The sequence below is a fragment of the Myroides sp. C1519 genome (genome assembly GCF_038039755.1).
GTDB lineage: Bacteria > Bacteroidota > Bacteroidia > Flavobacteriales > Flavobacteriaceae > Flavobacterium > Flavobacterium phaeum_A.
Genome location: NZ_JBBPHM010000023.1, coordinates 36,066 through 42,191, shown reverse-complemented (window position 1 = coordinate 42,191; position 6,126 = coordinate 36,066). Strand labels below are relative to the sequence as shown.

The following is a 6,126-nucleotide window of genomic DNA, read 5'->3' as shown; positions in this document are numbered from 1 at the left end:
AATACACTATCTTATATTTACGTGCTAAAAGTCTACATTAGTTTGAAGACATACAAGCAAAACCTTTAAAACCCAACATAAATATTCCAAAAAAATTTATTGGAATTATTGAGTTTGATGAAGTCAAGAATAAGTTTGAAAGCATAAATGGAGATGAACAAGAACTTCAGAACTTTCAAAGTTCAATAGAAGGTAAAACTGAAATAGAAAAATTAAAAAAGTTCAAGAGTAATAAAGAGGTTTATTCAAAGCTATATAGGGCATATAATGACATCAAAAATGATTCAAATTTAGAAATTGTTTTAAGTGTTGGATTCGTTCAATATTCAAAACTTAACACTAATGGAAACTTATCGAAAACCAATCAACACTTATTTCATTTTCCACTATTTTTAGATATTGATTCAAACAATGTGGTGAAAATCGTATTTTCAACATTAGAAAATCCTTATGTAGATTTTTTCTTTCTAAATAACACTCCTATAGAGAAAGAAATATTATCAAATATTGTAGATAAATTTGAAGAACAAATTATGGAATTAGGCTATGAATATATTTATGAAAATGATTTTAAAGAGTTAATCTCAAAATCTATTCAAAAAATTTCTAGTAATTCTGAGTTTGAAAATTCTGTATATAGACCAGAAAGCGACAATTTTAGAGAAGGTCATTTTAGAATTTCATTTTCTCCAGCTATAAATATCAAACAAAGAAAACCACGTTTTTTTGAAAAATTAACCGACTCAATCATTAAGTATAATGGAGAAAATGAAATTGAAGCGAAGTTATTCAATTTATTAGTAAGAAATCCTGATTCATTAGGAAATAATTCATATACTAAACCAAACTATTTTAAAGATAAACTTTTTGAAACATATAAATACAAGGCCAAAAACTTAAATGGAGAGGACGACTTTTCTGTTTTTTTTCCTCTTCCATTTAACAAAGAGCAAAAACAGATTTATGAAAATTATTTAAAGAACAGATTAACAGTTGTAACAGGTCCTCCAGGAACAGGAAAGTCACATACAATTGTAAATATTCTTTGCTCTTTGTTAGCTCAAGGTAAAAGAGTTCTTGTTACAGCTCAAACAGACAAGGCTTTAGAATCATTATTAGATAAGATACCAGAAACTTTTGATGATTTAATTTTTACAAAAATTCAATTAGAAACCAATCAAAATAGGTTTTCTTTAGAAAAAAGCATTGGAAAGATTTCAAAAATTCTTACAGATAATTTTTACCTAAATATTGATTCTAAAATAGATGAATTAGACAGTTTAAAAGGAGAATATATAAAACTTAAATCTGAAATTATCCAAACTCTTGAAAAAGAATATACACAAATTAAAATCAATGATTCTTTTAACAATTTAAGAGCCTATCAAATAGTTGAAAAATTTGAATCTAAAGATTCAAAAGAATGGAGTTGGATTCAAGATGAACTCACACATGAAGAATTATCTAATTTTGAAATAATTAGACAAGATATATTGAAGTATAAAGAATTATATGATATAGAAATTCGATATAGTAATTCTTTAGATATTGATATTTCAATAGTTTTAGACAAATTGGAGCATTTTGATTTTAAACATTTTCTTTCAATTCAAGAAAATTACAATCAGCAATTAATTCATTTAGGATTAACGGAATATTCTAAAGATAAGGTTTTAAAAATACAGTTAGAAAAAATAACAGATATTACGAGTAAATTTTCAACATCTGATATTGTTCTAAAAAATATTAAAGAATTAGATCAGCTTCAAAAACAAATCAATTTTTATGTTTCAAAAGAGAATCTGACAACAAATAAAGGTTTCAGTGATCTTATACACAATGGAACACAATATCTTTTAGACATAGAAACCTATTTGTCTTTTGCTGAAAATGGTAAAGCAGGTTTTTTAACAAGACTTGCAAATTCAAATTTTAAACGAGTTTCATATTTGGAGCAATTTACTATTAATGGTAAAAAATGTAATAATAAAATTGAAATATTTCAATTAAAATCTCTAATTGAAAACCTTCTTGTCATCAATAATAATTTCAATGCATTGAAAGAAAGTGGTTATTCATTTTCTTTTGATGATAATTCTAATTTATTTGAAAAATATAAGGTTTTAAATGATGTTCTAAAGAAAGTAGAAAACAACAAAAATGTTGTTTCTCAAATCCAGTTTGATTCTGATTTCATAAATTTCGCAGAATATAGTCAGATTAATTTATTTAATATTGATGAATTATCCAGGAAAGCAATTTTATTAAAAGAGGATTTTGAAAAACTACAAAATCTAAGTAATAACTTGACTGACCAAAAACAAATGCTTCAAGATCTTGACAGTATTATAGATCAATCAACGATGAAAGCAATTTTTTCAGAATTTTTACCTGTGAATAAAATTGATAATGTTCCAAAATTTGAACACTTAAAAAGCAAATTTCTTGAAGTAGGTAGACAAATTGAAATTGAACAGACTTTTAATAATCTAAAAAAGTCTCTAATTAACTTACTTCCGAATACTTTTGCGTCTCTTAATAATGTTCCTAATCATTATATTTTAAGTGAGAACTTTGAATATGCTTCTGCAAATAAGTTTATAAAACAAAATGAATTTATTGATTTACAAAAATGTAAGGAAGAATTGTTTTTTATCAATAAAAAAATATTTCAAGCCAAATGCGATATTTTATTTGATTTAGCCAAATCAAATTTTAAGAATAAGTTTGAGAAAGATGAAATTGATGCATTCATAAATCTTTTAGAAGCGTATAAATACAATCTTTCTCAAAGCACTAGAAAAATTCGAAATCAAACACAATATCAAATATTAACTCGTAAAAATAGCATTGATATAAGTAAACGTTTATCATGTTGGGTGATGAAATTTAACGATGTTTTAAATTCAGTCGGAAGTGAACCTGAAATCTTTGATTGTATTATTGTAGATGAAGCGAGTCAGTTAGATTTCAATAGCCTTATTTTAAGCTATTATGCTGAAAATATGATAATAGTTGGAGATGACAAACAAACATCTCCAAGTAGTTTAACAGGTGCAGATGGCAACGATTTTGAGGCTATAAAAAACAAATATCTGAAATTTTTAGGTACTAATGCACTTCATATAAAAAGTGATAATAGTTTGTTTATGCTTTCGAAAATGGTTGCGGGGACTTCTAATTTATCACTTAAAGAACATTTTAGATGTGTTCCTGAAATCATAGAATTTTCAAAAAGAGAATTCTATGATAATTCACTAAGGCCTTTAAAACAAATTAATTCAAACAGACTAAATCCAAAAGAAACTTTTTTTGTTAAAGATGCTTTTGCTGAAGATAAAATAGTTCACAAAGAGGTTCAAGAAATAAAGCGGTTTCTTCAAAAAATTTTGAATGATGAATTGTATATTAATAAATCAATAGGTGTAGTTAGTTTAGGAACTGTAAACCACACTGAGAAGCTTAAAGATATAAAAGAGGATCTAGCATCTGAATTTGGAAAGGAAAAAATAGATAAACATAAACTAATTATTGAGGATTCTCCTAAATTTCAAGGAGATGAAAGAGATGTTATGATAGTTTCATTAGGTGTCGCATTGGATTTTATAAAATTAAAAGAAAATCAAAATGCAAAACCAAGAGCAATAATAAGTAGTCAAGATGAATTTAAGAAAATTAATGTTGCTTTAAGTAGAGCAAAAGAACAGATGATTTTGTTTCATTCTGTCAAATTTGACCATTTACAACCAAATGATTTCCGAAATAAAATTCTTGCTTTTTTCAATGATGAAGTAAAACTTATGCAACCTTTACAAATTGATAATTATAATATTGAAAGATTTAGACATAATGTTCCTGAACCATTTGATAGTTGGTTCGAATATGATATAACAAAATTTCTTATTGAAAAGGGATACAGTTATATTCAACCTCAATATAATGTAAAAGAAGCTGAACTTTTTTATAATCATAAGCTGAAAAAGGATGTTTATATAAATTTCAAAATAGATTTAGTTGTTTACCACAACGGTAAAATGATTGCAATTGAATGTGATGGGGATCCATTTCATTCACTTCCTGAAGATGTAATCTATGATATAGAAAGACAAGAATTTTTAGAACGTGTTGGCTGGAAAGTATATCGTGTACTCTATTCTGCATTTAAGAGAAACCCGCAAGTAGAAATTGAAAAAATGATTGACTTTATCGAAAAGAATACTAAAAAAGATACTACAATAATTGTTCAGCAACCAATTCAAGCTCGGGAAGTTTCTGAGAATGGATTAAATGGTTATGAAGAAGTAGGAGGTAATAATTCAAAAGATGTTTCTTAGGTATTAAAAAAAGAAATTGTTCTCATCAGATAGACTCTTGTTATTTTAAGTTGTTAAACTGTAAAAGTACTTTCATAATTTTACAGCTAAATGTATTTTATATACATATTTATCCAAGTACTAAGTTACTTATTGAATTACAACGTAATATGTATATATATGTATTCATATATATACAAATATATTCACATTATACTTTTAGAAGATATACCTGATATTTAAGAAGTGTGCGTTATGAAAATTGCTTTTAAATTATATTAGTAAAAGTTACTGCAAAAGTAACAGCAAGTTATGTTTTGAGGTACTCGAAATTGAGATTCTCGCTTTCAAAACTACTTGCTCTTGCAGAGGGCTGGAAAACTACTCCGAAGTCAATAGTTTTTTGTTGAAATAGTAGATAGACTCAAAATATTGAGGGGTTTACGGAATTCTGTAATAGAATTAGAGAAAGTTTTAATATGTTTGAAAGCAAGTAATAAGATACGAATTGAATATTTTGAAACACAATAAGTTGTACATGTAACGAGTAAAGATATGCTGATTTTATATCCTTATTTACACTAATTTTTTGTAAATTAAATTTTGTTATATACTAAAATATTCTCTTAGACAGCTTATTTACACAAAAAACTAGTAGTTTAACATTCTGATTTTACGAAATACTATTTTAATCATTTTTTTTGAGACAGATAGTCGGATTATTCGTAAAAAAGACGTTATATACAATTTTTATGAACCGAAAAAGTCTATTAAACCAACTTAAATTAGCTTATGCTCCCTTAACAGCTTATGAATTTACGGTTCTTAAGAACGACAAAGCAATTGAAAGAGCTCTTGAGAAAGCTAGTTTGTATATAATTGGGCAAAGACCTGTTATTACTTTTGAAAATGTAATTCCCGACCCAACGGTTTGCCAATTGAATTTTGAAATTCATCAAAAAGGAAATTCCAATATTTTAAAATGCAAATTACGATTTGACCAAGAAAGATTTGGTTTAATGGATGATAATGTAGTTGATGTTGCATTTAATTTTTTCGACAAAACAATTAAGCCGGTTACCCCTCCATTTAATAACATTCATGGATTTTCATTAATAAAGCACGAAAAAGAAGGAAAAGAGTTTCTTATGTGGTTCTCACCTGAAAAGCTACTTCAAAATTGGATGATAGGAATAATAGAATGTGATATTGAAGGAGATTGGAAGACGTTTTTATGTTACAAAGTTCATTATGTCGGTAAAGCGACAAAACAAAATATATTAAAACGTCTAAAAGGACATTCAACATTTCAAGATATACTTTCTTTAGAAGTACCTGTAACTGAAAAACAACTGCCAGCAAATGAAATTGTAATTCTTCCCTTTGAGTTTCAAGACAATTTGCAAATTCAATCATTTGGACCAGAAACTGACACAAAAGATATGGTTGCTTTGTTTCTCGGAGAAAATTACCTAGATCAAGAAAAAGTATTTTTAGATGCTGAAAAAGCTTTAATTAAAGCTATGCAACCGTCTTATAACAAAGAAATGTTTGATAATTATCCTGTCAGCAAAGACGGACTTTACAAGGATAAATATGATGCAATTTCCTACACACTTATTGACCCAATTGTATTAAAATATGAAAAAGGTACAATACGAGGTGGACTATCACACATTGGTGGGGACGCTATTTTAATACTCAACAATAATGAATTCAAACTAGTTAGACATGAATAAAACTTTGCATAACATGGATTTTGATAAAATTGCTAATTTTTACTAAGATTGAAGCATTATTTTATAACCCACAA

General features: G+C 26.7%; 2 protein-coding genes. Both read left to right on the top strand.

What is annotated here, in order from left to right:
* Nucleotides 1-413: 413 nt before the first annotated feature.
* Nucleotides 414-4,334: an AAA family ATPase gene (locus AABL81_RS11905; RefSeq protein ID WP_341341136.1), complete on the top strand. Its 3,921-nt coding sequence runs from the start codon at nt 414-416 to the stop codon at nt 4,332-4,334.
* 731 nt (nt 4,335-5,065) lie between these two features.
* On the top strand, nt 5,066-6,052 hold the full coding sequence (locus tag AABL81_RS11900) for a hypothetical protein (RefSeq protein ID WP_341341135.1): 987 nt from the start codon (nt 5,066-5,068) through the stop codon (nt 6,050-6,052).
* The last annotated feature ends 74 nt before the right edge of the window (nt 6,053-6,126 follow it).